This window comes from Streptomyces sp. ADI95-17 (assembly GCF_003846175.1).
In the GTDB taxonomy this organism is placed as follows: domain Bacteria; phylum Actinomycetota; class Actinomycetes; order Streptomycetales; family Streptomycetaceae; genus Streptomyces; species Streptomyces sanglieri.
In genome coordinates, this window is the sequence record NZ_ML123044.1 from 214,982 (window position 1) to 241,949 (window position 26,968).

A 26,968-nucleotide genomic window follows, 5' to 3' on the forward strand; every position below is an offset into this window, starting at 1 on the left:
TACTTCACCCGCGTGTAGGCGGTTCCGGTCGTGGCGCCGTACGCGGTGTCGTTCGGTTCGGTGCCCGCGTAGGTGCGGGTCTCGGCGGTGCGGCCCAGGACATCGGTGATGGTGCGGGTGGCATTGCCGCCCTTGACGGCCGTGGTGGCGGTCGAGTCACCGGTGTAGCTGGTGGCGGTCGACCAACGGTCCTCACCGAAGACGGTAAACGTGCTGGTCGTCGGACGTGCTGCCTCGTCGTACGTGGTCCGCGTCAGGGCCGGGGTGTGGGCGTAGGAGGCGCGGGCGTACTTGCCGTCCGGAGCGTTGAGGTTGTCGTAGATGTCGGCGTACGTCTCGTAGGCGAGGCCACGTGAGTCGTAGCGGGTGTCGGTCAGTACGCGGCCCCCGAGCGGCGACTCGGTCTGCGTCTGGAGGGGGCGCAGGAGTGCGTCGGTGATGGCGTAGCTGGTCCGGTAGGTCTTGTTGTCGCCCTTGATGGTGGCCACGGAGGTCCAGGGCTGGCTGCCGCGGGCGAAGTTGTAGGCGTACTTCGCGTTCGGAGTGTCCGTTTCCTTGTGGCGGTTGGGCGCCCAGGTGCCGGTGATGCGGCCGAGTGCGTCGTAGCTGTTCTCGGTCTTCTTGACGTTGGCGTCGAGGATGCTGGTGACCGAGCCGCGTGCCGGGTCGACGTAGGTGTACGTCTTGTGGGACTGGCCGTTGGAGGCGAGCTTGGGGGCGGCGACAATGGTGGAGGTGAGCGGGCCGGCCGCTGCAGGGTAGTACGTCGTGGTGGTGGCGTTGCCCTTGGCGTCCGTGACGCTGAGCGGCCGTCCGAGGGTGTCGTGCGTGGTCCTGGTGACCGTCTGCCAGCCGCCGTCGAGGGCAGGGGTGCGGTCGTTCGTACCGATCGCGGCCGGGTATGCCTTGGCCCTGCCGGTCCAGGTGGCAAGGCCTCGGGTCGGGGACTGGGAGGCCGACCAGCCGGTGGCCGTCGCGTTGTCGTACACGGCCGCCGTGTCGGAGAGCACGTCGCCGCGGGTCTTGGAGTCCGCCGGGAGGTTCAGTTTGTCGTCGGTGATGGCGGCCCCGGAGCTCAGGCAGGCGGATCCGACGACGCGGGTGCGGGAGACGAGACTGGTGAGTCCCTTGTCCGGGTTGCGCGCGTACCAGACCCGGGTGCAGGTCTCGTCCCCGGTCTTGGCCTGGTCGCCGATGGCTTCGGACTGGGTGACCATGCCGTACGTGTCGTCATAGGTGTGCGAGGTGTAGCTGCGGCGCCACGTGTTGCTGAGGGGCAGATAGGTGTAGGCGTAGGTGCGGCCGGTGCGGACGAAGTACGCCTTGGCGTTGGCGTAGGACCGCTGCTGGCTGGCGGTCAGCTGGTTCCAGAAGTTGTTGACCGTGACGCTGACCGGCTGGGCACCGTTGTAGGTGATTTCCTCACGCAGGGACCCTGCGTACTGGTCGTAGTCTGTGGCATCCGACACGTCCAGGCCTGCCACGTCGATGCCGGCGACGGTGACGCTTCGGGTGGTGGTGTCCTTGCGTTTGTCGCCGTGCATGCCCTGCATGTACAGGCGGACCGTCTTGGACTGGGGACGACCGGCCTTACCGGTGTAGGCGGTGACCTTCTGGTAGCCGCGCCAGCTGGACCAGCTCCGCTCCTTCTCCGGGGTGAAGGGGTCGTCGTTGTAGTGCCAGCCGGGGCGCTCGTAGGTGTAGGAGTTCTCCACCGTCTCGTTCTGGCCCGCGGGGTCCGCGGTGGACACGGAGATGACGTTGTACTTGTGGAACCAGTCCAGTTGCGAGTCGCCGCCGTTGATGTCCCAGTACACGGGGTAGCAGGACAGGCTGTTGTCGTCCTCGGCCTTCGGCATCTTGCTGCCGCGGACGCACTCCGGCTCGGAGAGGGTGACCGTGGTGATGGCGCCGGTCTCGGTGGTGATGGTGTTGATGCGGGGACGCTTGAACGGGAGGACGTTTTCGCTGTCGGAGGCCACGCGGTTAGGCCGCATGTGGTAGCCGAACTCCACCGGCGGCACGGTGACGGTGCCGCCGTTCTTGCCGGTGCGCTGGAGCGACTTGAGGGTCAGCGTCTTGTCGGACGGGTTGCCGATGTCCGCGCCGTCCAGGAATTCGTAGGTCAGGCTGTAGCTGTCGACCAGCTTGTACGCGTCGGGCTCGGCCGCCGTGGACCATACGTTGGTGTCGATCCCGGTGAGCATCTTGCGGGTGAAGAACGCGGGCCCGGTGGCCAGGCAGTCGGTCTCGTCGGCTGTGCAGATGGCATCGAAGGGGACGTCCGGCCATCTCTTCGCGGTGTCCTCGGTCAGTGAGGAGCAGTCCGTTGCGGTGCAGCGTTCCTTGTAGGTGAACTCGACGGTGCCGGAGGGCTTGCCGGTGAACAGCGTGTCGGAGCGCTGGCCGTACTTGATCTCTTCGAGGTAGCCGCCACGCGTGTAGGCGGCGAGCTTCGTCTTGTCGCCGTTCTTGGCGTAGTGGTTCGTCTCCGCCTTGTACCAGTAGGTGGAGGCGTTGCCCTGGATGTCGGTGACGAGGTCGAGGTTCCAGCGCCATGCCTGGGTCTTGGCGCGGCCGGAGAAGCCTGTTCCGGAGGAATATCCGGGCTCGCCCGAGTCGTCGCCAAAGACGGGGACGGTCCAGACCGAGTTGGTGCGCTCGGTGCCCGCACCGGGGAGTTTGTTCAGGCCGAAGGTGTAGGTGGTGCCGTCGCCGGTGACGACCTTCCAGTACTCGCCCTTGCCGTCTCCCTTGCCACCGACGATGTCGTCGCCGTCGTCGCCGTTGTCGGCGCCGGTCTCGTGGGTGACCCGGGAGGCGTCGTCGTTCTTCAGGTGCCAGACACCCTTGGCGTCGTCCCTGACGAGTTCGGTGGACTTGCCGTTGAGGACGAGGGAGGCGTTCTCGTACTTCCAGCACTGGTCGGACTTGTCGGGCAGGGCGTTGTCCCCGTCCTCCTCGCAAACGCCGTACTTGCGCTCGATGTAGGAGGAGGTGAGGTCGAACCCTTCACCGAGCATGGAGCCCTGGTTGTTGGTGTTCGAGGTGCGCCCGTCCGTGCTGCCGGAGTTGTAGGAGAGCGAGAGCGACGGGGCGGGGCCGGCCGCTGCGGGCGGGACACTGATCGGGTAGGACCAGGTGAATGCCCCTGAGGAACCGCCCGCTTCCCAGCTGGAAGAGGCGGCTAGGGGGGTTGCCTTGTAGTCACCGGACGCGGATGCCGGAGCATCGGCGGTAGCCGTCACGGCGAACACACCCGCCGTCGGAGCAGCGCTCTTGGCAACGGTCGTCTGCGCCAGGGAGACCTGCGCGGAGACGCTCTGCTTCTTCGCGTCGTTCCTGGACGGGACGGGCGTCTGCGTGCGGCACTCGGCCTTCTGCGGGCTGCTGAGCGCGCAGGCGGGCAGGGAGACCAGGCCGAGGCGAGATCCCCAGTTGCCACCGATCGTGTCGGCGAAGGTGGAGTAGTCGACGTTGATTCCGGCGGTGCCGGGGGATTCGGCCGAGGCGGTGAACACGATGCCGGTGACACCCGCGTTGCGGGCCGTCTTCTGGTCCAGCACGTTCACCGTGGCGGCGCCTGCGGCGGCAGCGGCCGGCTTTCCGCCGCGCGCGGCGGCCTTCGCCGGGCGGGGGGCTGTCACCAGGACGGGGCCCGTTCCCGGCTTGCCGGATATCTTCTGCGTGCTGTGTGAAGCCTTCAGCCAGTGGGCGGCGCGCTCGCTGCGTGCCTGTGCGGCCTGCTTGTCGTTGGCGGCTCTGTTCTTCGCCACCCGCTCGCGGGCCTCCTTCGCGCCGAACGCGGAGACCGTCCTGACCTTGCTCACGCGTGGGGCTGGGACGTCCGGGCGCCCCAGCGGTTCCGCCGCGACGGCAAGAGGGGTGAGACCCGCAGGCACGGACAGGATCAGGACCAGCGCTCCGACCAAGGGGATGCGGAGTTTCCGGGTGCCCGGGGCAGAGCGGCGTCTTCCGCCGTGTTTCAGAAACGAGGGGAAGGTTCTGGACACAGACACGTCTTCTTCTCCAGGGGATGCCGCCGTCCGGCAACGAGCGGCGGCGATGTGGCGGAGCGGGGCTGGAAGCTGGCGGGGGCCGTCATGAAGTCCGGCCCCCGCTCCATGCGCGGTCGGGTACGGGGCAGGAAAGGTCAGGTGCCGACGATGTCGCTCACCTGGGCTTCGTCGCCCAGCGCTCCCGACCAGATCCGGATATCGCCGATCCGCCCGGGCAGGTAATTGCCCCAGGCGCCGAGGTATCCCTTGCCGACGGAGAACTCACCGGTGCCGACCTGCGCGGTGTAGGCCACGGGATCCTTGCTCTGGGGGTCCGCGGTGAGATAGAGCTGAATGGTGCCGTCCTGGGCGTCGTAGATACCGGTGAGGCGGACCTCGGAGTCGAGGACGGCGTCCTCCCCGCTGACGACTGACGCCCCTGTGCCGTCCGCGGTCAGGCGGCCGAAGTGCCACTGGCCCACAGGCACGGTCTTGTTCACGGGGTTGCCGTTCTCGTCGATGACCGGTTCGTCGTTCTCGTCGAGCGCGGGTTCCTGCCGGGTGCCGGTCTTCTCGAACCACAGGCTCCAGGAAGATCCGGTGGCCGTGCGCTGGCCGAGGATCTGGGCTCTGTAGCCATCCGGCTTCTTCACCATCCCGGCGGCGTCGACGACGGCCTGCGTCGTCACCGTGAACGAACCCGAGTCATCGACCACCGGGCCCGACGCGCTCCCGGCCCCTGCTGTGCCGTCCAGCACCAGTTCGTCGCCGACCAGCGAGGCGCCGGAGGAGAGAGACAGAGTTCCGTCGTAACCAGGCGCGCTGTTCGTCAGGGACGTGCCTGTTGCCTGAGCGGGGTTCCACGAGGCGACGAGCTCCGCCGCAGGCTTTCTGTCTGCGTCGAGAAGCCTGCTCTCCTGCTTCACCTGCAAGTCGGTCAGTGCCTCCTGCCACACCGCGGCTTCATCGACCACGCCCGGGAAGTAGTCCGCGTACGTGCCCGACGATTGAGCGCGACCGATCTGCAGCGGACCGGTCGCCGCCCATGACGCTGCGAAGGGTGTGGTGCCCTGAAGCCGACCATTGACGTACAGACTGATCGTCTTGTCCATGGAGTTGAACACGCCTGCCAGGTGGGTCCACACCTTGGGCACTGCCTGGTTCTTGGAGCTGACCCGTTGGTAGGACGGCGTCCCGCCGGCCGGTGTGTCAGCGGTGGCCTCGCGGAAGGACCACTTCTTGGTGCTCTGCTCGTAGCCCAGGTGGAACGGACTGCGATTCACTCCGTTCTGACCCAGCACGGTGGCGTCCTGAGAAGCCGAGCCCAGGCGGACCCACGCGGCCACCGTGTACGAGGCGCGGGTGTCGATGACGGGACCCGCTGTCGCGGCGTAACCCGTGGTGCCGTTGAGACTCAGGCCGTTGTCCGTGACCTTTTCGGCCGGGGTGCTCTCCGTGGCCGGCTTGACCGTGATCTCGCCACGGCGTCCCTGGGTCGTTCGGACCGCGCCACCGGCGAGGGTGGCGTTGTCCTGGAGCTTCGGGTCGGTGGTGGAGGAGTCCACCGCCTCGTTCCCCGTGTCGTGGAAGTTCCATCGTCCGACCGGCCCGTCGCCCTCCTTGACGACGAAATCAACGGAGTTGTGGGCTCCCGGGCCGTTGTTGTCCTTCGCCTCTACATCCAGGGTGATCGTGCCCGAGGTCGGCGGAACAGGAGCGATCTTCACGGTCGCTCCGGGCACGTAGGCCGACCATGCCGTGTCGGTGGACAGCTTGTACCGGTACGCGGTGTTGACGTCCCCGGCCGCCGGGCCGAGGGTGAAGGACCCCGCCTGGCCAGGCTTGCCTCCTGGGACACACGCGTTCGGCAGGCACAGGCTGTACGGGCCGGTGGCGTTGAACGTGATGGTCGGGGGCTTGGGTGCCTTGCTGTCGACCTTGAAGTAGCACCAGCCGGTTGTGGAAGCGTTCGACGGACCGGCCAGGTATTGAGACCCGTAGTACGACCGGATCCAGGCCCGGTAGCGGTACACCGTGTTCTCTTCCAGTGTTGCGGAGAACGAATCGGTGGCCTTGAAGTTGTCGCCGACCGGAGTGGACGGGACCAGCATGTCTTCCACTGCCTTGGTCCAGGTCGTGCCGGTCTTCTTGTCCAGGGACATGACGATCCGCAGGCTGGCCCCTCGTTCTCCACCTGATTCCGTTTGGGTCGTGGCGGTCAATGCGGGGGTGGGATCGGTGGCGATCGCCGGGGCGGACTCGTTGGTCGTGCACGTCTGGCTGGACCCCGTGACCAGGCCGATGGCGCTCGGCTTGGCCGGCTTGCCCACGTAATCAACGCTCAGGACCGCGTCGTCGTCGAAGCGCTTCCACGAGACCGTGTCCTTCTCGTCCTTGGCCATAAGCATCAGCGTCAGGCGTGAGATCTTTCCGGCGGCGAAGTTCCGAACGGTCGGCGTCAGGTTCTCGTCCGGCTCCGCCGCGTTGTCATGGAACTTGATCGGAGCGCGCGGCTGGGACGGACTGCAGTTGCTGCCGCGGCCCGCGGACACGTTCCGGTCGCCCATCTGGTCCAGCTTTGTGGGGCCGGGCCACTTCGACGACGGCGAGATGTTGTTCGTACGCTCCAGATCGACCCACCGCGCGTCGCAGGAGAACGACCACGTCTCCGTGATATCGAACCGGGCGTCCAGAATGTGCTTCCCCTTCAGATTGGCCGGGTCGAATTCGAAGTACATCCGGTTCACGTATCCGCTGCCGCAGTAGTACGAAATGCCGCCGATCACCGCGGATCCGCACTTGCCCACGCTCATGCCGTTGTCGCCGCCGGAGAAGTTCCAGAACACGTCGCCGTCCGAGGACAGCACGGTGCGCTCCGACTCGTTGAGCTCGATCGACGGATCGATGTACAGCGGGAAGTCCGACTTGTCGGTGGCCGACAGCAGTTCAGGGTCCGGCGTGACCGTCACGGTCTTCTCCGTGACAGCCAGATCGAGAACCGAGGACGTGTCGCCCGCCCCAGGGCCAGCCAACGGGTCGCCTTCCTCTGCAGGGCCAGCCGGCACCGGCTCGCCCGCATCGGCCTGGGTCGGCCCGGCCAGGTACAGCGACTGCTGCGCGGCGGCGGGGGCGGCGTCGTCCCCTGCGGAGTTCCACATCCGTGCCGCGGGTGAACGGAACACCGGACGCCCATTGCCGTCCAGCGCGTCCACCCCGCCCCCCGCTCCGGCCCGGACCGTCAGGTTCTCCGCGCCGAGCCGGTATTCGATACGGTTCAGCGCCGGGTTCGCCGCAGCCTCGGCCGTCTTCACCTCCAGCACCTGGCGGAAGCCCTCGACCGTCGCGGTGAGGACCAGATCCACATCGGGCAGAACGTTCTCGTACACAGCGCGGGCGCCATCGAGCCGCGGAGCGGGCAGGGCGCCGGGCCAGCCCAGCGACACCGACTGCGTGCCCTCAGCGATCGTGACCAACTCTCCGTCAGTGCCGCCGGAGGAGAACGAGAGGCCCACGGCAGCCGCCTTCGGACCGACCGAACCGTCGGTATTCTTCACCAGCGTCGCGTCGGGTTTCACCCAGCCACCGCCCTGGGTGGCGACCCGTACCGGCGCAACCGACTTCTCCAGCGTGAATGTCGTCCCGTCAGGGTTCGCGAACACCGTCTCCCGCTCTGTCCGCTCCTCCACGACTTCCACACGCTCACCCGATGCGGCCGCCGCCCTCGACTCCGGTGAGGCCGATTCCTTCGCAGCGTCACCGACCGCTGCGGGAAAGGCTGTTGCCTGCCAGGTCAGAGCAGGTACCGAACCCATCACCGTGGCCGTGACGGCCAGCGCACACACACCGTGACGCGCTCGACGCCACAACCCACCGTTCACAGATCCCGCCCCATTACCCACATAGCCTTCACAAAAGTCAGCCAAATGTCGGGGCGAGATCATGGGCGGTCAAGAGTGACGTGCGTCACTCCAACGGGGGCTTGCGGCAGCTAAGCCGCCGAGCCCGCCACGCGAGTGCGGCCGACCCGACCGCGAGAAACAGGCCGTGAGGTACTTAAATTCATGGAAGCGCTTGCCTCAGTCGACCGCTTCGTCCCCCGACCCGCTCGCGTGCGGCAGGCGGGATCTCTACCTCAAGCCGAACCATCTTCCGCAATGCAAATCTCACTCAAGCCGCGTCAAGGCCCTGCCAAAGGGGGGCACGCGGACAACTTGCGGAGGCACAACTACCAATCGGAGGAGAGCAGAAGGAAGTCACCGCCACGCCAAGCCGACCAACGCATCGCCACTCTGCGTGACGAATCCGCAACCACAACGATTCGGGTGAGGCTCAGCCAGGTCGTCGGCACACGAGCTGCCGAACCTGAGCCACGGGGACCGGCAGCGGGCTTTCAACGAACCGCAGAGTCCGGGCGCCGCCTCCCACTAGCAGGCGGCCACCACCTCCTGTGCCGAGTGGACCCGCGTGTACGCTGCCCGGAATCCGGACCGTCCCCGATGAACGGATCGACCTCGTGCACGTTGAATTCACCGGCCGCGTCATCGAGTGGCGGGGGCCTTCGCCGTTCTACTTCGCCGCCGTCCCCGCCGAACAGGCCGCCGACATCCGCGAGGTGGCCGCGCTGGCCACGTACGGCTGGGGCGCGGTCCCGGTGGACGCGCGCATCGGCGAGACCGCCTTCACCACGTCGCTCTTTCCCAAGGACGGCAGTTACCTGCTGCCGCTGAAGAACGCGGTCCGTAAGCCGCAGGGCCTCTCGGCCGGTGACGAAGTGACCGTGGCCATGACCGTTCAGCTGTAGCCGTCAGACGGGCGGCATCAGGTCGCTCTCGCTGATGGTGTACGCCAGCTGGGGGTAGACGAAGTCCGATTCATTGTTCTCACGGCGCCGCAGTCGGTAGAACTCGCCTCTCTGATAGTCGTCGGCCGACACGAGGCGCGCACCCTGCGGGAGGTACGCCTTTCCGTCGCGAAACCGTACGAAGGTCTTCGACGTCCGGAACGTCACGCCCAACCACTGGTTGTCCGGCGTCCCGACGGGCGCGTCCAAGACGATCTTGTGCCGAAGTCGCCGATTCGATTCGACGGAGAACGCGACGATGCTGTTGTGGGCGAGGGGGATCTCGAACTTCTCGCCCTCGGACCCCTTCGATTCGAAGATCAGCTTCCTCGGCGGGCCCGCTTCGGGGTGTCGGTAGCAGGAGAAGACGGCGATGAACGACTCGTCGGCCAGATCGAGGGCCTGGTCGGAATGGCCGCCCATGGTTCTGTAGGCGTTCGTGTAGCTCTCGATGAGGGCGTTGTTGAAGCCGACCGGAAGCGCCGCCCGTTCTTGAATCCGTTCTTGGATCTGTTGCGCCAGCCGTTCGTGCACCGCCCGGAAACGCTGCGCCGGACTGCTGTATCGAGTGGTGGTACGTACGAGAGGCACACCGTCCGCCTCGTCGGCCCTGGTGAGCACGGCGCCTCGCCGGCCTTTTCCCACGTCTTCCAGACGGGCCGACTCGGACAGCTCCGCAAAGGGATTCTCCTCGGTCGGCAGAGCGTACGAGAGAATCTCGTCCGAGATCCTAGACGTGGGGGGCAACGTAGTCTCCCGAGTTCATGCTGAAGAGGAATTCGTCGCCGTATTCGATGAAGGACGAGGTCCTGTTCTCCTCGGCGTACCGCCTGCGCAGCTCGTCCATGCCCTCCGGTGTGGGTGGCCCCAGCTTCACCGGATCTCCGTCTCCGGCCGCTTTGAGGTACGTCTGGCCGTCCTTGTGAACGGCTTCGGCGCTCGAACAGCGCACCACGTATCCCAGGCGGGTCGGGAGCAGTTCGGCGTCCAGCGACGAGGGCCGGATCTCGTGCGTGTACAGGCGGTTGGTGGACAGCGGCATGAAGAACACGGAGCCGGGGTGGAGAGTCAGGGTGAACTGCGCGGGCAGTGCGATCCCGTCGTGTTCCGCGGTCGGATCCTTGAGGCGGAAGTGGAGTCTGGTCAGCCCGCTGGCGCCCTTCACGCCGTAGTCGAAGGCGTCTTCGGCCAGGGGCTTCAGCTTGTCGAGCCGGTCGTAGAAGGTGCAGAAGGCCATGATGCCGTTGGCGGGCATGTCCTTGGTCTTGTCGGCATGGGCCGAGATCTTGGCCTTGGACTGCTTGCGCCCGGCCGTGGCAAGGGTGTTGTGGTAGATCTGGGCGAGAACGTGATTCAGCGGCGCCTGGTTCCGGAAGACGGCGGCGGCCTCGCGGTTCAGCTCCTCGACGATGCCCGTGTCGGTCGGGCGGAAGCCCTCGGTCGGCCCCGAGAGGTTCGTGGAGCACCGGAGCAGGCGGAAGTGCAGTTCGTCACCGTTCTGTGTGACGGGCGTCAGATAGATCCCGCTGCGACGGGCCGTTCCGGGCTTGGTGGACTCCGTCAGGGACTGGAATTCGTGCTCCGCACCGATCCGCCCGAAGTGATCGGCGCCGAGGCCGAAGAAGCGGCGGTAGTACACGCCGACGCCGTGTACGCGGAGGGGAACCCGGCCGAGGTCGACGGGGGTCCAGGGTCTGTCGTCGTCCTCGTGGTAACCCTGCGACAGCTCCTGGACCACGAACACCCGAGCTGCCGCCCGCAGTTGGCCGGTGCTGAACTTGGACACGTCGCCGCACAGGTAGACGGTCCGCTGCGCGAGGTCGGTCGAACCGGAGGCAAGGTCCTCCGGCGTGATCGTGGACCCGAAGAAGTCCCTGACCACGTCATGGTCCCGCAACGCCGAAGGCGCGACCAAGATGTTGCCCGCATCCTCGATGCGGGCCTCCGCCGACTCCGTCGTGTACATCAAACCGCACCTTCCATTCGCACCGTTCGCACTCCGGACACGGACCCGCGGAGCCGCCCTCTCCTCAGCGCTCCCGCGTGTACGTCACGATCCACGCGACGGTGAAGACAACTCCGAGCACCCCCACGCCGAAGATGCCGGCGGCCTTCCAGATCCCCTCCCCGGCCATCGCGGCGCGCACCCCGCCGGCGAGCCCGCCGACGGCCATGGCGACGCCGAGGACGAACGCCCGTGATCCCCGGGGGCTCAGCCAGTGCGACAGGCTCGGACGGCGGCGGCCGGGCGGCGGCGGGCCTGCGGAGTGCGTCACCGGTACCTCACCTTTCCCGGTTCTGCCGGGGCTTCCACGCGGGTGTCACTGAGTTCCTTCTTCGACGGGGTGTAGTAGAAGTCGATCCCCGTCGCCACCACGGCGACCGGTGCACCGAATATCTTGCCGCCGAACTTGCCGATCGAGTTCATGAACGTGGGGCGGTGGTGCTTCCCCTTCACGTCGCTCAGGATCGATCCCTTCTCCAGATGCTTGCTGGCCTCGCCCGCGGCGTAGGCGGGCGAGCCGCCGATGAGTCCCTGCGCCGTGCCGTTGAGGTCTCCGTGCAGGAACGACTCCCCTGCACCCATCCAGGACCGGTAACTGAGGAACTCGGCAATGGGTTTGATGGTGCCGCTGCCCCACTTCTTGGGGGGCTCGTACTCCGTCTTGTCCAGCTTCGTCCGCTGTTCCTGGACCATGCCCGTCTTCGCGTCCTTCAGCGAGCCGTAGTGCATGCTGCTGAACTCGTGCGGGTCCTTGGTGAGGTCTCTCAGTCCCCAGGCGCAGAGCGCGTCGGCGTCGACCGCGCGCTGGAGAATGGCCTCCAGCCGATCGACGAGTGCGTCGACGTCACCCTGGGCCGCGCTGGAGCCCTCCGGGTGCGTGATGACTCCGTCCGGGTCGATCTTGAGGCCGTGCGGCGGGTTCTCGTAGATCGTTTCGAGATCGGCCTTGGCCCGCGTCAGCTCACCGTAGGCGTCCTTGAGGATGTTGACGATGCTCTCGGCCTGGATCACCGCATCGGTGAACTCGGCCGCCGTCCTCGTGACGAACGGCTTGGTGACGGAAGCGTTCTCGCCCTTCCAGGCCGTCCCTTGCGCATAGGTACTCATGTCCCCCGCGTCCTTGGCGAGTTCCTTGAGCTTTTTGACCATGGCGACCCAGTCGTCGATCGCCGAATCGAGCGGCTTGGTCTTCAGGTTGAGAAGCTGCTGGAAAACCAGCACCGTGCACCTCGCCCGGGTGGGGAATGAAGGACAGTGAGCAGAAAGGGAAAGAAGGGTGGATCAGATGATGGGGCCCTCGGCCTTCGGGATCGAGGGCTTGGTGTCCTCTTCGGGGACGTCGTAGTAGCCGACGATCTTGGACGCGCTGACCTGGGCGGCGACCCATTCGTCGTCCTTCTTCTTCGACGCCTTCGAGAAGTCGAGGTGGTTGGAGATGTGCGCGCAGGCGTCGGTCAGCGTCCCGACCTGCTTGTCCCAGGCCTTGGATGCGGCGGTCAGCGCCTTGCCCATCTCGAACCCGTCCGACGCAAGGCTCGTACCGGCGGCCTCGGTCGTGGTCCGGGCGTGCTTGCCGTCGGCCTTCAGGTTGTTGTGCAACCGGTAGGCGAAATGACCGATCTTGCCCAGCTCGTCGTCGTGGACGACGAGGTCCCCGCCGGACGGCCCCGCTCCCGGGCCCTCGGCCGGCGCGCTGTTCAACTGCATGCGGGCGGCCGCGTCCGCCTTGAGGCCGGCCCACTCCTCTTCGAAGGACATGAACCCTCCCGTTGATCGCGATGGCTGGTCAGCTCGGGTCGGAGCCTCGGCAGTTGACCATGCTAATCCGTCACGCGTTCGGATCGACGGGGCGCCCCCGTCGGCCGGAAAGCAGAGCGGGGTGCCCCTGTCCGGCGGACAGAGGCACCCCGTGCGGGCCGACGTGCGCGGAGGTCAGCAGCCGCCGCAGTTGTAGAACGTCACGTCCCAGTGGTTGCCCTCGTCGGCGTAGACGTTGCCGGAGCCCGCCTGGTACTGGGGGGCGCCGTCACCGCGTACACCGATGTAGGTGAAGACGTTGTGGACGTAGTTGGTGAGGCAGGTCGACTTGGCGAAGTCGAGCTTGTAGCCGTTCCAGTGCGAGTACGTGCCGCCGGCGTGCCCCGTCTCGGTGCCGCCGGTGATGTTCAGCGCGCAGCCCGTGGCGCCCTTGAGGGTCTGGGCGCCCTGGGCGGTGGCCAGGTTGAGCTGGTCGAACGAGGTGCAGGTGGCGACGTTGCGGTCGGAGCAGCCGCCGGAGGACGACCAGGTGACTCCGGAGGAGCTGAACCGGGCGGTGGCCTCGGCGTGCGTGAGCTTGGTGGCGGCGTGGGCCTGGGGGGCGCCACCGCCGAGGACACCGACGCCCGGGGCGAAGAGAACGCCCAGGACGAGGGCGAATGCGGTCAGGACGGGGCGCAGTCTCATATGGGACAGCATGGGGGGACTCCTCCTGCTCATGACAAGTAAGGGCATGCAGATACTGCCCGAGTTCTACGCGCGTCCGCCAGAGGGGGACGGCAACGACCGGCAGCAATTGAGCCGACGTTCGGCCCGCGTTCACAACACCCCCACTCCTAGATGTTGAAGGTTGAACTAGATCGCGCTACAGTCATTCTCGTTGAAGGTTAAACAATCACTTCGACCCCGCTCGATCACGTCCCCCGAGGAGGAGCCATGGCTCTGTTCAACCGCAAGAACAACAACGCCCCGTCCGCCACCGCGACCATCGCCCCCGCCGTGGACCCGGCCCTGGCCGCCCTCACCGGCGAGTACGCGATCGACCCGGCGCACAGCAGCATCGGCTTCACCGTGCGCCACGCGATGGTCACCAATGTGCGCGGCTCCTTCGGCGAGCACGAGGGCACGCTGAAGCTGGACGGCTCCGACCCGGCGAACTCCACCGCGTCCATCGACGTCAGGATCGCCAGCATCGACACCGGCATCGCCGACCGCGACGGCCACCTGGTCAGCGGCGACTTCTTCGACGCCGAGAAGTTCCCGCTCATGACGTTCCGCTCCACGCACGCCGAGCAGCTCGGCGGTGACACGTACCGCGTCACCGGTGACCTCACCATCAAGGACGTCACGCGTCCGCTCTCCATCGACCTGGAGTTCAACGGCTCCGCCACCGACGTCTACGGCAACGAGCGGGTCGGCTTCGAGGGCAGCGCCGACATCCTGCGCTCCGACTGGGGCCTGACCTGGAACGCGGCGCTGGAGACCGGCGGCGTGATGGTCAGCGACAAGGTCAAGCTCAACTTCGACATCTCCGCGATCAAGTCCGCCGTGACCCAGGCCTGACGCCCCACGCCGCCCCACGCCTGAACCCGAGCGCGCCCGCTCTCTCCTCCCCCGCCGGGGAGGGAGGCGGGCGCTCGGCGTTGCGGGGCGGGCCCGGCCGGGGTCAGGCGCGGCGGGCGGCGACCGCGCGGTTCACGTCGTCGGTGATCAGGTCCGCGTTGATCGCGGCGGCGGCCTGCACCCCGGCTGCGGCGGCGATCACGACCTTGCCCTTCGGATCGGCGACATTGCCGGCCACCCAGATGCCGGGCACCTCCGTCTCCCCGGCCGGATCGGCGGCGACGTACGTACCGATCACCTCGCCGCCCATCTTCAGTTCGGCCGCCCCCAGGCCCAGACCCGCCAGCACGTCCGCGCGGCCGATGAGGCCGGTCTGCACCACCACGGCCTCGCGCGGGACCACCCGGCCGTCGGCCAGCCGCACCCCGGTAAGCCGGTCGTCCGTCACTTCGAGGCCGGCCACCTCGCCGTCGACCACGGCGATGCCGCGGGCGGCCAGCTGCTCGTACTCTTCGTCCGTGGGCTCGGGCCCGGTGTGGCGGAAGAGAGTGATGTCCTCGCTCCACTGGCGCCACATCAGTGCCTGGTGCACGGCCAGCGGGCCGGTGGACAGGACGCCGATCGGGCGGGAGGCCACCTCCCAGCCGTGGCAGTACGGGCAGTGCAGGACCTCGCGCCCCCACCGTTCGGCCAGGCCCGGCACCTCGGGCAGTTCGTCGACCAGGCCGGTGGCCACCAGGAGCCTGCGCGCCACGACCGGGTCCCCGTCCTTCCGTTCGACCCGGAATCCCGCGCCGTCGGGCAGCCGCTCGGCGGCCACCACGGCATCCTGGACGACCTCTCCCCCGTAGCGGGTCACCTCGTCCCGGCCGATGGCCAGCAGCTCCGAGGGCGGGGTGCCGTCGTGCCCGAGGTAGCCGTGCATGTGCGAGGCGGGGGCGTTGCGCGGGTGTCCCGCGTCGATCACCAGCACCCTGCGCCGCGCCCTGGCCAGGGTCACGGCTCCGCTCAGTCCGGCGGCGCCGCCGCCGATCACCACCACGTCGTAGGGGCGGTCCGCGCCGCCGGTCATCTCCCGGTCGCCGGTCGCGCCGCCGGTCATGTCGCAGGTCGCATCGCCGGCCATGTCGCTCATGAGGAGCACCTCCCTTTCGCCTTGTCCTGAGAGGGTCCGCGACATGGCGCGAAATCAGCAAATATCATTGCTGGAGTGGCAAATCATGCGGGAGGTGGCGCTAGAAGCCGTCGAGCAGCGGCTCGTCCGACCCGGACTCGCCGACCGCCTGCTCGGACCAGATGACCTTGCCCGTCTCGGTGTATCGGGTCCCCCAGCGTTCGGCGAACTGGGCGACGAGGAACAGGCCACGGCCGCCCTCGTCGGTCGTCGCCGCGTAGCGCAGATGCGGGGAGGTGCTGCTGCTGTCGGAGACCTCGCAGATCAGGTTGCGGTCGTACAGCAGGCGGACCTCGATGGGCGCCGTGCCGTAGCGCACCGCGTTGGTGACCAGTTCGCTCAGGATCAGTTCGGTGGCGAACGCCTCCTCCTCCAGGCCCCGGTCGGTGAGCCACTGGGCGACGTTCTTGCGGACCCCGGCGACGGCCGCCGGGTCGGTGGCCACCGCCCACTGCGCGACCTGGTCGGGATCGAGCGTGCGGGTGCGGGCCACGAGCAGCGCGACATCGTCGTTCGGCCGGTCGTGCAGCAGTGCGTCGAGCACGTCGTCGCAGGTCTCCTCCGGTGTCCGGTCGCGGCCGGCGAGGGAGTCGCGCAGCAGGGCGAGACCGGTGTCGATGTCCCGGCCCCGGCGTTCCACGAGCCCGTCCGTGTAGAGGACCAGCCGGCTGCCCTCGGGTACGTGGAACTCGGCCGCCTCGAAGGGCATGCCGCCGATGCCGAGCGGGAGTCCGGTCGGGACCTCGGGGAACTCGACCGTGCCGTCGGGCCGGACCAGCACGGGCCCGGGGTGGCCGGCCCGGGCCACCGCGCAGTTCCCGGAGACCGCGTCGTAGATCGCGTACAGGCAGGTGGCTCCGGCGATCTCCGCACCGTGGTCGTCGGCCTCGTCCCGGTCGATGCGGCTGACCATTTCGTCGAGATGCCCGAGGAGTTCGTCGGGGGCGGGATCCAGCGAGGAGAAGTTGTGGACGCTGGTGCGCAGCCGCCCCATGGTGGCCGCGGCGTGCAGCCCGTGCCCGACCACGTCGCCGACGACCAGCGCCACCCGGGCACCGGACAGCGGGATCACGTCGAACCAGTCGCCGCCCACCCCTTCGTACGCGGGGAGATAGCGGTAGGCGACATCGAGGGCGTTCTGCTCGGGCAGGCCGCGCGGCAGCAGACTGCGCTGCAGGGTCACGGCCAAGGAGTGCTCCCGCGTGTAGCGGCGGGCGTTGTCCACGCCGACCGCGCCCCGGGCCACCAGTTCCTCCGCGAAGGACAGGTCGTCGTCGTCGAACGGCTCCGAGTCGCCCGAGCGCCAGAAGTTGGCCATGCCCAGCACCGTGCCGCGGGCGTGCATCGGCACCGACACCAGCGAGTGGAACCCCTGCTCCCTGAGCCGCTCGGCCACGTCGGGGTCCCAGTTCCGCCAGCCCAGCCTCCTGAAGTCGCCCTGCAGATCTGCGTCGTCGCTGTGCACCCGCATGGCCCGGGTCCTGGTGGGGACGAAGCCCACCGGATGGCCGACCGGGTACAGCGGGTGATCCGGACGGACCGACGCGACGGCGGTGCGGCGCATCTCCAGCGTGCCGCCGTCCGGGGTCACCGGCTCGTCCCCGTGCAGTACGGGGTCGGCGAGGTCGACCGTCGCGGCGTCGGCGAAGCCGGGGATCGCCACTTCCGTCAGCTCCTGGGCCGTGCGGGTCACGTCGAGAGTGGTGCCGATCCGGGCGCCCGCCTCGTACAGGAGCAGCAGCCGTTCGGTGGCGTACTCCGCCTGTCCCGTGACCGCGCGGAGTTCGGTGGTGTCCCGCAGGGTCACCACGGTGCCGGGCGGCCCGCCGCGCGTGTCGGTCGGGCGGAGGTTGACGGCCAGCAGCCGGTTGCCGGACCGCAGCACCTCGTCCGTGACGGTCCGGCCGGAGACCAGCAGTTCCGCGGTGCCGGGGTCCAGTCCGAGGCCCGCCACCGGCCGGCCCTCCGCGTCCGGGGGCAGGTCGAGGAGCCTGCGGGCCTCGTCGTTGGCGAGGGTCAGCCGCCGGTCCGCCTCGACGATGAGGACGCCCTCGCGGACCGCGTGCAGCACCGCGTCGTGGTGCTCGTACATCCGGGTCATCTCGGCGGCCCCGAGGCCGTGGGTCTGGCGGCGCAGCCGCCTGCTCAGGAACGCGGCGCCGCCCGCGGTGAGCGCGAGGGCGACCGCCGCCGCACCCGCACTGAACGGGATGGAGCGGTCCGCGACGCTGTTCACCGACTCGACGTCGATCCCCACCGAGACCAGTCCGGCGACCGAGCCGTCGGGCCGGGGCACGGGCACGACCGAGATGACCGTGCGCCCACGGCTGGCGGTGACGGTCCGGGTGAAGCCCGGCCCGGTCAGCGCCTCCTTGTAGGGGCCTATGACGTGCTTGCCGATCAGCGCGGGGTCGGGGTGGGTGTAGCGGATGCCCTGGGGGCTCATGACGACGACGTACTCGACGTGGGTCCGTTTGCGCACCTCCTCGGCGCGCGGCTGCAGGATCGCGGTGGGGTCCTTGCTGTCCAGCGCGGCGGCGGTCCCGGGTGCGTAGGCGAAGGTCTCGGCGACGCTCAGGGTGTGGGCCCGCGCCTCGTCCATGGTGTCGCGGCGGCCCTGCACCACCAGGGCGACCGCCCCCGCCACGACGAGCAGCAGCACGAGGCCGAGGATGAAGACGAAGACCTGGCCGGCCACGGTGCGCACATTGAGCAGGGAGCGCAGTTGGCGGCCCGGGGACGGGTCGCTCAGATCCCGGCCGGACGGCGCGGGCGCCTGTCGGCCCGGGCGTCCTTCATCGGGCCGATGTGATCGGCGGGCGGAGCGTCGCAGCCTCGCCCGGAATCGGCCGATACCAGACATAACTTCAGGTCTAGCATGAATCGCACCTGCCCGAGCGGTCACCGGTCGCCGGTCGGCGGCTCAGAACCCGCCCCCGTCGAACCCGCCGCCGCCCCCGAAGTCGCCTCCCCCTCCGAAGCCTCCGCCGTCGAAGCCCGAGGAGTCGAAGTCGGCTCCGGAGAAGTCGCCGCCGCCCCAGTCCCCGCCGGAGCCGAAATCTCCGCCGCCGTACTCCGCCGCGTACGCGGGGCTCGACAGCATGGAGCCGAGCAGCGTGCCGACGAGCAGGCCGGGGAGCAGGCCGCCGCCGAAGTAGCCGCCCGCCCACGGACCGTAGGCCGGGCCCGCCTCCCAGTACGGGCGGCGGCCGTCGGGGGTGTCGACGGTGCGGCTCAGCGGTTCCTCGCCGACGCGCAGCCGGACCTCGTCGGCCGCGCAGACCGGGACCTCGCGTGCGGTGCCGCCGGACGGGGACCAGTGGACGTCGGCGACCGAGGGGCCGTGGCGCGGGTCGAAGAAGCACGGCGGGCGGCGGGCCGGCAGTTCGCCGCCGGTCCGGCGGGCATCGAGGACCGCGAGGGAGAAGCGGCCGTCCTCCAGGGCCTGGGTGACCCCGCGTACGTCGGACGGGTGGCGGGCGGCCGACATGCGGGACTTCGCGGTCTCGTACGAGTCGAGCGCCCGCTCGTAGTCCGCGCGCATGACGTCGTCGGCGCCCGCCTCGGCGGGATGGAAGTCGAGCCGGTCCAGGGTTTCGCCGTACGCGGTGATGTCCTCGTCCACGACGACCCGCAGCTTGTCGAGCGCGGCCCGTTCCTCGGTCTCCTTGCGCTTCCGGTTGCGGCGCACGATCGTGTAGGCCGTGCCGCCGCCCAGCACCAGGAGCGCGCCGACCGTGATCAGCCCGACGGCGGAGGACGATCCGCCGCCGGACGAGCCGCCCCAGGAGGCGGGGGCGCTGCCCCGGGCCTGTTCCACGGACCGGTCGACGAAGGCGTTGAGCTGGGTCGCGGCGTCGGTGTCCACGCCGGGCGTCTTCACCGCGGCGGTGAGGTTGTGGACCGCCCGGGTGGACATCACCTGCGGGTCGGCGCCCGCGTCGAAGCCGTTGCCGAGGCGGACCGCGTAGACGCCGGTGATTCCGGTGTCGGTGCGCAAAGTGGTCAGCAGGGTCTTCGCGGGGAACGCGGAGGTCTGCGGCAGCACCGCCACGAAGACGGGCTTGTCGGCGTCCTTGATCTTCTTCGTCAGGGCGGCGGCCTGGCCGGGTGAGAGCTGGCCGGACGCCGCCGGGTCGACGTACACCGGGCTCTTGCGCAGGGCCTGCGCGACATCGTCGACGGTGGCTGCCCCGGTCGACGTCGTCGAGCCCGGGGCCATACCGAGGACGGCCGCCGCCAGGATCAGCAGCAGGCCGGCCAGCAACGTCGGGAACAGCCTGTTCCGCATAGTTCGAAACTAACCCGAATGGGTGGCGGGTGCGACAGCCCGGCCCGCCGCCTCAGCCGCCCCGGGTGAGGCGGATGGTGTCGCGGTACCACTTGGCGCTGTCCTTCGGCGTCCGCTCCTGCGTCCCGTAGTCGACGCGGACGATGCCGAACCGCTTGTCGTAGCCGTAGGACCACTCGAAGTTGTCCATCAGCGACCAGGCGAAGTAGCCCCGGACGTCGGCCCCGGCGGCGCGGGCCGCCGCGACGGCGGCGATGTGGTCGGCGAGATAGGCGGTGCGGTCGGCGTCGTGGACCTGTCCGTCCGCGTCGACGGTGTCGTCGAACGCGGCGCCGTTCTCGGTGATCACCGTCGGGACGCCGTAGTCCTGCTCCAGTCCCACCAGCAGGTCGGTGAGGGCGGTGGGGGTGATCTCCCAGTCCATCGCGGTACGCGGCAGATCGCGCTCCACGCCACGGGTGACGGGCAGCCCTTCGGCGTCCACCGGGGAGCCGTCCTCCGTGACGCCGGAGAAGAGGGTGCCGCGGTAGAAGTTGACGCCGAGGACGTCGATCGGGGTGGCGATGACGGCCAGGTCGCCCTCCTGGACCGGGAGCACCGCGTCGCGCAGCGCGAGGTCGGCGACGACGTCCTCGGGGTAGCCGCCCCTGACCAGCGGGTCCAGGTAGAGGCGGCGGCCCATTCCGTCGGCGCGGCGGCAGGCCTCGGCGTCCTCGGGACTGTCGGTCTCGGGGGTGGCGGTGCCGAGGTTGAGCGTGATGCCGAGTTCGAGTTCATTGCCCCGGTCCGCGGCCGCCCGGCGGATGTGCCGCGCGGCCAGGCCGTGGCCGAGGAGCAGATGGTGGACGGCCCTGATCGCGTCGCCGAAGTCCTGCCGGCCGGGCGCCTGGTTGCCGTACGCGTAACCGAGCATGGCCGAGCACCACGGCTCGTTCAGCGTCGTCCAGTGCTTCACCCGGTCACCGAGCGCGTCGTAGGCGAGCGCGGCGTACTCGGCGAAGCGGTGGGCGGTGTCACGGGCCGGCCAGCCGCCGGCGTCCTCCAGCTCCTGCGGGAGGTCCCAGTGGTAGAGGGTGACCCAGGGGGTGACGCCGGCGGCCTCCAGCTCGTCGAGCAGCCGCTTGTAGAAGTCCAGCCCCTTCGCGTTGGCCGGGCCGCGCCCGCCCGGCTGGATGCGCGGCCAGGCCAGCGAGAAGCGGTACGTGTCGACGCCCAGGTCCGCGATCAGCCGCACGTCCTCGGGCATCCGGTGGTAGTGGTCGCAGGCCACATCGCCGTTCTCGCCGCGGACGACCATGCCGGGCACCCTGCAGTAGGTGTCCCAGATGGACGGGGTCCGGCCGTCCTCGGCGGCGGCCCCCTCGATCTGGTAGGCGGCGGTGGCGACGCCCCAGCGGAAATCGGCTGGCAGGCCGGGGACGGCGCGGGCGGCGAGCCCGCGGGGCTGGGCGTGGGCCTGGGAGGTGACGTGATTCATGGGTCTCCTGTGGTGTGCGTGGGGTCGCTACGGGCGGGGTGCGGCGGTCGCCGGGGCCGGCCGGTGGAGCCAGCAGGCCACCGTGCGCGACGCGTCCCCGTCCGGTGCGGCGAGCACCGGGACATGGCCGGCGCAGGCGTCGAGCGCCTTGCCGCAGCGGGGGTGGAAGGCGCAGCCGGCCGGCATCGCGGACAGGTGCGGGGGCGAGCCGGGGATGCCGGTCAGTTCGCGGCGGGCGCCGTGCAGTGCGGGGAAGGAGTGGAGCAGCCCGTCGCTGTAGGGGTGGTGGGGGTCGCGGTAGATCGCGGCGGCCCGCGCCTCCTCGACGATCCGGCCGCCGTACATGATCGCGATCCGGTCCGAGAACTCGATCAGCAGCGAGATGTCATGGGTGATGAAGACGACCGAGAAGCCCAGCTCCTCGCGCAGCCTGACCAGTTGGCTCAGGATCTGGCGCTGCATGACGACGTCCAGGGCCGTCGTGGGTTCGTCCATGATGACGATCTCGGGCTCCAGCGCGAGCGCCATCGCGATCATCACGCGCTGGCGCATCCCGCCGGAGAGCTGGTGCGGGTAGGCGGAGAGCCGGTCGGCGGAGATGCCGACGAGCGCCAGCAACTCCCGGGCCCGGGCGGTCCGTTCGGACCGTTTCATTCCCGGGCGGTGGGCCCGCAGTACGTCGGTGAGCTGGCTGTGGACCGTGTGCACCGGGTTGAGCGAGTTCATCGCGCCCTGGAACACGATCGACAGCTCCTGCCAGCGGAAGGCCCTCAGCCCGGCGGCCGACAGGGCCAGCAGGTCGAGCGCCCCGCCGTCCCGCCGGTGGTAGTGGACCTCGCCGCCGGTGATCACCCCGGGCGGCGAGAGCAGCCGGGTGACGGCGTACGCGAGGGTCGACTTGCCGGACCCGGACTCGCCCGCCAGGCCCAGCACTTCGCCCCGGTGCAGGGTGAGGTCGATGTCGCGCAGCGCGTGCACGGCGTCGTCCCCGGTCCCGTAGTCCACGTTCAGCCCGCGGACGGTGAGGACGGGCTCGCTCATGGGCGGGTCTCCTTCTCAGAGGTGCCGGTACGTGCGACCGGGGTGAAGCCGACCCGCATCCGGACCTTCCGGGACGCGCCGCTCTCCGTGCGCAGGCGCGGGTTGACGAACTCGTCGATGCCGAAGTTGATCAGGCCGAGCGACATGCCGAGCAGGGCGATGCAGAGTCCGGCCGGGACGAACCACCACCACGCGCCCTGTGCCAGGGCCTGGTTGGACTGCGCCCAGAACAGGACGGTCCCCCAGTTCCAGTCGGAGATGTCGGCGACACCGATGAAGGCGAGGGTGATCTCGGAGAGGATCGCGAAGACGACGGTGCCGACGAAGCCGGAGGCGATGACCGCCGTCAGGTTCGGCAGCACCTCGAAGAGGATGATCCGCCAGGTCGATTCGCCGGTCGCGCGGGCCGCCTCGACGTAGTCCCGGCGCCGCAGCGACAGCGTCTGGGCGCGCAGCACGCGCGCACCCCAGGCCCACGAGGTGAAGGCGATGACGGCGGCGATCAGCAGGTCGCCGGCGTCGGAGACCAGACTGGCGATGATGATGATCAGCGGCAGTCCCGGGATGACCAGGAAGACATTGGAGAGCAGCGAGAGCAGCTCGTCGGCCGTGCCGCCGAGGAAGCCCGCGCTGACCCCGATCAGTACGGACAGGACCGTCGCGAGAATTCCGGCGACGAAGCCGACGACCAGGACCCCGCGGGTGCCGACGAGGATCTGCGAGAGCACGTCCTGACCGGTGTGCGTGGTGCCGAACCAATGGGCACCGGACGGCGGTTGGAGCAGCGCGTCGCTCATGGCGTCCGGGTCGTACGGGGCGATCCACGGCCCGATGACCGCGATCACGGCGAAGAAGGCGAGGATCCCGAGACCGACGACGGTCTTGCGGCCGCGCAGGAAGCGCAGCCGGCGCCGGCCGGGTGCCGGGGGCTCGGTCGCGTCGGTCACGGCGACCTCGGCGGCGGCGGTGACAGCCATGCCCTAGGCCTCCCTTCGGGTACGGGGGTCGAGGGCCATGTAGATCACGTCGGCCAGGAGGTTCGCCGCGAGGACGGAGAGCGTGATGATCAGGAAGACGCCCTGCATCAGCGGGTAGTCCTTGGCGCCGACGGCCTGGAAGAGCTGGAGGCCGATGCCGGGATAGGAGAAGACCATCTCGACGAGGAGGGTGCCTCCGACGATGAAGCCGATGGAGAGGGCGAAGCCGGAGATGTTGGGCAGGACCGCGTTGCGTGCCGCGTATCCGAACATCACCCGGCGCTCGGAGAGCCCCTTGGCCTGGGCGACCATGACGTAGTCCTCCGAGGACACCGTCACCATCATGTTCCGCATCCCGAGGATCCAGCCGGCCACCGCGCTGAGCACGATGGTGAGACCGGGCAGCACTCCGTGGTAGAGCGCGCTGGAGATGAACGGCCAGTCGAAGGCCGGGACGAGCGAGTTGTCGTAGCCGCCCGATTCGGGGAAGAGCGGCCACTTCACGGCGAACAGCGCGATGGCGATGAGCCCCAGCCAGAAGTACGGGATGGCCGAGATGAAGGTGGTGACGGGGAGCAGCCCGTCCAGCCAGGAGCCGCGCCGCCACCCGGTGAACACCCCGATGCCGGTGCCGAGCACGAAGCTGATCAGGGTGGTGAGGCCGACGAGGGCGAGCGTCCAGGGCAGTGACTGGGCGATCACCTCGCTGACCGGTGTCGGGAAGAAGGTGAAGGACAGGCCCAGGTCGCCGTCGAGCAGATGCGACCAGTAGTCGGTGTACTGCTGCCAGAGCGACTGGTTCCTGTCGAGGCCGAAGAGCGCGGTGAGCGAATCGACGGCGCTGGTGTCGAGCTGGCCCTGGAAGCGGGCGAGCAGCGCCTGGACCGGGTCGCCCGGCATCATGCGCGGGATCAGGAAGTTGATGGTGATCGCGGCCCACGCGGTGACCAGGTAGAAGGCGAGCCGTTGCAGCAGGTACTTCACTTCGCGGCTTCTTTCTGCGTGTGGTCCGCGCCGTCGTCGCCACGGCCGGTCGCCCGGTCCGCGCCGCCGTCCGCGTACAGCCAGCAGGCCGCCCACTGCCCGTCTTCGAGGTCGAATCGCGGCGGCGGTTCGGTGCGGCAGCGCTCCAGGGCCTTCGGGCAGCGGGGGTGGAAGCGGCAGCCGGCGGGCGGGGCGATCAGTGAGGGCGGTTCGCCGCTGCCGGTCTCCTCCTGTTCCGTCTCGGCGACCACCCGGTCCGGGTCGGGCGCGGAGGCGATGAGGAGCTGGGTGTAGGGGTGGGCGGGGTGCTGGGTGACGGTCTCACTGTCACCGCCCTCGACGATCCGGCCCGCGTACATCACCAGCGTGGTGTCCGCGAAGTAGCGGGCCGACGCGATGTCATGGGTGATGTAGAGGATCGCGAGGCGCAGCCGGTCCTTGAGGTCCTTCAGCAGGTTGAGCACGCCGAGCCGGATCGAGACGTCCAGCATGGAGACCGGCTCGTCGGCGAGCAGCACCTGGGGATCGGCGCCGAGCGCGCGGGCGATGGCCACGCGCTGGCGCTGTCCCCCGGACAGTTCGTGCGGGAACTTGTCCAGGTACTGCTGGGGCGGGGTCAGCTGGACCCGCTCCAGCAGGGCGGTCAGGCGCTCCTCCAGCTCCGCCTCGCCGCTGCCGGCCCGGCCGTGGATCCGCAGGGCCCGGGTGAGGTGGTAGCGCACGGTGTGCACCGGGTTCAGCGAGGCGAACGGGTCCTGGAAGACGATCTGGACCCGGCGTACGTAGGCGCGGAAGGACCGGCCCCGTCCGGCCTTCACCGCCGTGCCGTCCAGCCGGATCTCGCCTCCGGTCAGCGGATACAGCTGGGCGAGCAGCCGGGCGACGGTGGATTTCCCGGATCCCGACTCCCCCACCAGCGCCGTGACGGTGCCCCGGCGCAGTTCCAGCGAGACGTCGTCGACGGCGTGGACGGTCCGGCGCCTGCCCGCGAGCAGGTCGCGTCCGGTGCGGCGTACCGGGAAGTGCTTGGTGACTGAGCGTGCTTCGAGCACGACGTGGTTGTGTGCGGGCTGTTTCGACATGGCCGGTCCCTGTGTCCCGTGATCCCTGGCTCTACTTGGCGGGCTGGAGCTTCAGCACGATCTGGAGCGCGGACGGCTGGGTGTGCTGCGGCGGCGCGTACGGGTCGGCCTCGGTCGGCCAGCCCACCCAGTTCTTCGTGGAGTACTCGGCGCCGATCGGGGCGGCGGCCGTCGGGATCATCGGCGCCTGCTCGACCATGATCTTCTGAAGGGTGTTCATGGCCGTGGTGCGGGCGGAGTCCTCGGTGGCGTTGGCGAAGGCCTTGAGCGCCGCGGTGGCCTCGTCGTTCTTGAAACGGCCGAAGTTGCCGAGCTGGGAGGCCTTGCCGACGGGCTGGAGGAGCGCGCCGTCCATGATGTTCTGGTACATGTCGTACGGGGTGGCGCCGCTGTTGGTCCAGTGCAGGGTGGCGTCGAAGTTGCCGTTGGCGACGTCCGCGCCCCAGGCCTCCGCGGTCTGCGTCTTGACCTGGGCCTCGATGCCGAGCTGCTTGATGTTGTCCTTGATGATCGCGAGACCGGTGATGTAGTCGTTCCAGCCGGCCGGGTCGGTGAAGGTGAGCTTCACCGGCTTGCCGTCCGGGTCCTTCAGCACGCCGCCGCCGAGCGTGAACCCGGCGTCGGCGAGCACCTTCTTGGCTCCCGCCACGTCCGGTGCGGTGGTGGCGCTCTTGTACTCGGGGGCGAGGAAGGACTCACCGGCGGGCAGCGGGATGCCGGTCGGGTTGGTGATCTCCGGGTAGAGGGTGGCCTCGGCCTGGGTGTAGATCGCCTTGCGGTCCACGACCATCGCCATGGCCCTGCGCAGCGCCGGGTTGTCGAAGGGCTTGCGGGCGGTGTTGAACCAGAGTCCGTGGACGCCGAGCCCGGAGGGGAACCACAGCTTGTGGTTCTTCGGGTCCTTGGCGACGAACAGCTGCTTGTAGTTGGGCATGAAGACGAACGACCACTCGACCTTGCCGTTCGCCAGCGCCGTGGTCGCCGCGCTGTTGTCGTTGTAGGCGGTGTAGCGCAGCTCCTTGACCTTGGTCCCGCCCTTCCAGTAGGTGGGCGTGGCGGTCAGTGTGGTGGTCTGCGGGGTGAACGTCTTGAGCTTGTACGGGCCGGAGCCGACGGGTGTGCGGTTGGGCCAGGTCTCGGGGTTGTCGACGCCTTCCCAGATGTGCTTGGGCACGATGAACTGCTGGATGATCTTGTTCTGGTTGACGTACTGGGATTCCTTGAAGGTCAGCTCGACCGTCTTGCCCCGCACCGTGATCCGGTCGAAGGGGATGCCGTTGCCGTTCAGCGCCGGGTGCTTCTTCAGCAGCTCGAAGGTGTACGCGACGTCGTCGGCGGTCAGCGGCTTGCCGTCGGCCCACTTGGCCTTGGGGTCCAGGGTGAAGGTGACCCTGGTGAAGTTGGACTCCCACTTCCAGCCGGTCGCCAGCCACGGGGCGGCCTTGTCCGCGGGCCGGATCTGGTTCGTCATGGCCAGCGGCTCGTAGATCATGAAGCGGTAGCCGAGCGTGGCGCCCGCCGAGGTGCTGAGGAACGGGTTGCTGTTGTCGGTCTGCGGCCCGTCCGGCTTGCCCAGGGTCAGTACGCCGGAGGCGCCGCCCCCTTTGTTGGCACCCGAGTTGGCGGACGAGCAACCGGCGGCGAGCGCGACCACCGCGGTGGCGATCGAGAGCGCTCTCAACGTGGCACGACGTCGTACGGACATGGCGACTCCAAGAGGGACTGCGGTCGGAAGGATCCGGAGGTACGAAGGGGCAGTCGGCCGTGGACTCCGGCCG

19 protein-coding genes are annotated in these 26,968 nt (G+C 69.1%); 2 read left to right on the plus strand and 17 right to left on the minus strand.

Going from position 1 to position 26,968, the window contains the following annotated elements; all coding sequences use genetic code 11:
- The coding region (locus EES42_RS00940) for an RHS repeat domain-containing protein (RefSeq protein WP_277426093.1) at window positions 1–3,830 on the minus strand (3,830 nt) is incomplete at its 3' end.
- 323 nt (window positions 3,831–4,153) lie between these two features.
- Window positions 4,154–7,684 carry a laminin G domain-containing protein gene (locus EES42_RS00945; protein WP_241196188.1) on the minus strand — a complete coding sequence of 1,177 codons (3,531 nt, stop codon included), beginning with the start codon at window positions 7,682–7,684 and terminating at the stop codon, window positions 4,154–4,156.
- 827 nt (window positions 7,685–8,511) lie between these two features.
- Here EES42_RS00945 and EES42_RS00950 point away from each other — a divergent pair.
- Window positions 8,512–8,799, plus strand: coding sequence for a DUF1905 domain-containing protein (locus EES42_RS00950; protein ID WP_124716188.1), 288 nt, complete (start codon window positions 8,512–8,514; stop codon window positions 8,797–8,799).
- 3 nt (window positions 8,800–8,802) lie between these two features.
- Here the strand turns inward: EES42_RS00950 and EES42_RS00955 are convergent, their stop codons facing one another.
- From EES42_RS00955 to EES42_RS00980, 6 genes are all read right to left on the minus strand, one after another.
- Entirely contained in the window at window positions 8,803–9,585 is a 783-nt protein-coding gene (locus tag EES42_RS00955) for an alpha-ketoglutarate-dependent dioxygenase AlkB (protein WP_124716189.1), read from the minus strand.
- Window positions 9,569–10,804: a hypothetical protein gene (locus tag EES42_RS00960; protein ID WP_206433330.1), complete on the minus strand. Its 1,236-nt coding sequence runs from the start codon at window positions 10,802–10,804 to the stop codon at window positions 9,569–9,571. The genes EES42_RS00955 and EES42_RS00960 overlap by 17 nt, the downstream gene beginning before the upstream one ends.
- 64 nt (window positions 10,805–10,868) lie before the next feature.
- The gene (locus EES42_RS00965) at window positions 10,869–11,114 is read right to left on the minus strand and encodes a hypothetical protein (protein WP_124716191.1); all 246 of its coding nucleotides are present in this window, start codon (window positions 11,112–11,114) and stop codon (window positions 10,869–10,871) included.
- Complete coding sequence (locus tag EES42_RS00970) at window positions 11,111–12,064, minus strand: hypothetical protein (protein ID WP_124716192.1); 954 nt, start codon at window positions 12,062–12,064, stop codon at window positions 11,111–11,113. The genes EES42_RS00965 and EES42_RS00970 overlap by 4 nt, the downstream gene beginning before the upstream one ends.
- A gap of 60 nt (window positions 12,065–12,124) precedes the next feature.
- Window positions 12,125–12,601 carry a hypothetical protein gene (locus tag EES42_RS00975; RefSeq protein ID WP_124716193.1) on the minus strand — a complete coding sequence of 159 codons (477 nt, stop codon included), beginning with the start codon at window positions 12,599–12,601 and terminating at the stop codon, window positions 12,125–12,127.
- Window positions 12,602–12,775: 174 nt separating this feature from the next.
- On the minus strand, window positions 12,776–13,300 hold the full coding sequence (locus tag EES42_RS00980; RefSeq protein WP_124716194.1) for a hypothetical protein: 525 nt from the start codon (window positions 13,298–13,300) through the stop codon (window positions 12,776–12,778).
- Window positions 13,301–13,537: 237 nt separating this feature from the next.
- On the opposite strand from EES42_RS00980, the gene EES42_RS00985 reads away from it, so the two are divergent.
- Entirely contained in the window at window positions 13,538–14,164 is a 627-nt protein-coding gene (locus EES42_RS00985) for a YceI family protein (protein WP_124716195.1), read from the plus strand.
- A 103-nt stretch (window positions 14,165–14,267) separates the two neighbouring features.
- On the opposite strand, the gene EES42_RS00990 is transcribed toward EES42_RS00985, so the two are convergent.
- The 9 genes from EES42_RS00990 to EES42_RS01030 all read right to left on the minus strand — a co-directional run bounded on the left by EES42_RS00990 (window position 14,268) and on the right by EES42_RS01030 (window position 26,895).
- Complete coding sequence (locus EES42_RS00990; RefSeq protein WP_124717332.1) at window positions 14,268–15,236, minus strand: NAD(P)/FAD-dependent oxidoreductase; 969 nt, start codon at window positions 15,234–15,236, stop codon at window positions 14,268–14,270.
- A 163-nt stretch (window positions 15,237–15,399) separates the two neighbouring features.
- Window positions 15,400–18,063 carry a SpoIIE family protein phosphatase gene (locus tag EES42_RS00995; protein ID WP_346775381.1) on the minus strand — a complete coding sequence of 888 codons (2,664 nt, stop codon included), beginning with the start codon at window positions 18,061–18,063 and terminating at the stop codon, window positions 15,400–15,402.
- A gap of 198 nt (window positions 18,064–18,261) precedes the next feature.
- Window positions 18,262–19,629, minus strand: coding sequence for a hypothetical protein (locus EES42_RS01000; RefSeq protein ID WP_124716197.1), 1,368 nt, complete (start codon window positions 19,627–19,629; stop codon window positions 18,262–18,264).
- 52 nt (window positions 19,630–19,681) lie between these two features.
- The gene (locus EES42_RS01005; RefSeq protein WP_124716198.1) at window positions 19,682–21,106 is read right to left on the minus strand and encodes a GH1 family beta-glucosidase; all 1,425 of its coding nucleotides are present in this window, start codon (window positions 21,104–21,106) and stop codon (window positions 19,682–19,684) included.
- A gap of 27 nt (window positions 21,107–21,133) precedes the next feature.
- The gene (locus EES42_RS01010; RefSeq protein ID WP_124716199.1) at window positions 21,134–22,147 is read right to left on the minus strand and encodes an ABC transporter ATP-binding protein; all 1,014 of its coding nucleotides are present in this window, start codon (window positions 22,145–22,147) and stop codon (window positions 21,134–21,136) included.
- On the minus strand, window positions 22,144–23,124 hold the full coding sequence (locus EES42_RS01015) for an ABC transporter permease (RefSeq protein ID WP_124716200.1): 981 nt from the start codon (window positions 23,122–23,124) through the stop codon (window positions 22,144–22,146). Before EES42_RS01015 ends, EES42_RS01010 begins: the two co-directional genes overlap by 4 nt.
- 3 nt (window positions 23,125–23,127) lie before the next feature.
- On the minus strand, window positions 23,128–24,108 hold the full coding sequence (locus EES42_RS01020; RefSeq protein ID WP_124716201.1) for an ABC transporter permease: 981 nt from the start codon (window positions 24,106–24,108) through the stop codon (window positions 23,128–23,130).
- A complete protein-coding gene (locus EES42_RS01025; RefSeq protein ID WP_241196189.1) occupies window positions 24,105–25,190 on the minus strand; it encodes an ABC transporter ATP-binding protein in 1,086 nt (361 codons plus the stop codon). The genes EES42_RS01020 and EES42_RS01025 overlap by 4 nt, the downstream gene beginning before the upstream one ends.
- Window positions 25,191–25,221: 31 nt before the next feature.
- Window positions 25,222–26,895, minus strand: coding sequence for an ABC transporter substrate-binding protein (locus EES42_RS01030; RefSeq protein ID WP_124716202.1), 1,674 nt, complete (start codon window positions 26,893–26,895; stop codon window positions 25,222–25,224).
- Between the last annotated feature and the right edge of the window lie 73 nt (window positions 26,896–26,968).